We start from the raw sequence: 749 nt of genomic DNA, 5'->3' as shown, positions 1-749 counted from the left end.
ACCGACACCCTGACGGTGCGCGCCTACGCCAAGCTGGCCGGCGGCATCGGCGCCTTGACGTCCGTGGTTGTCGACGGCATCCAGGTCGCTCAGTTCGAGGTCAAGTCCACGGTCCCGCAAGACTATGAAGTCGCTGTGCCGGCACTCAAGCCAGGCACCAAGGTGGACGTGGTCTACAGCAACGACTCCGTCGCGCTCGCGGGTGGCGACCGCAGCCTGTACGTCGTGCAGCTGAACCACAAGACCACCGCCGTCGTTCCCAAGCCCGACAACAGCAGCATCGACAAGGGGCTGGATGCAGCCGCCTTCGACGGCGTCAACGTGGTTGCAGGCGATTTCGGCCTGTACTGGAACGCCGCCCTGCGCGTGGTCTGGCCAGAGCCCAATCTCACCAGTTCATTGACCGTGCGCGCCAGCGCCCAGGCGGCTGGCGGCTCGGGCGCCACCATGGTGGTGCGCATGAACGGCACCGTCCTGGGCACCAGCACCGTCAGCTCTACCGCCCCCACCGATTTCACCTACCCCGCCCCCGCCTTCAGCGCTGGCAGCGCGGTGGACGTGGCCTTCCTCAACTCCGGCACCGCCGATGGCGTGGCTCGCGCCCTCAACGTGCACTACCTCAGGTCCGGCACCACCGTGCTGCGCCCCACCGACACCGGCGTGAAGTTCGATGCCGGTGCCGACCTGGCCGCCTATGACTGGGTCAACATGTCCGGCGGCTTGGTAGAACTCACAGCCACCGGCGCCTT

Annotated in this window: 1 protein-coding gene; it reads left to right on the top strand. The window is 67.3% G+C overall.

Going from position 1 to position 749, the window contains the following annotated elements:
- Window positions 1–749, top strand: a 749-nt coding sequence (locus ACG00Y_RS28905; RefSeq protein ID WP_394485092.1) for a carbohydrate-binding domain-containing protein, incomplete at both ends; no start/stop codon positions are given.

It is taken from the genome of Pelomonas parva (assembly GCF_043555835.1).
GTDB classification, from domain to species: domain Bacteria; phylum Pseudomonadota; class Gammaproteobacteria; order Burkholderiales; family Burkholderiaceae_C; genus Pelomonas; species Pelomonas parva.
The sequence above is the reverse complement of the archived record's forward strand: the minus strand, read 5'-3'. Positions and strand labels throughout refer to the sequence as shown.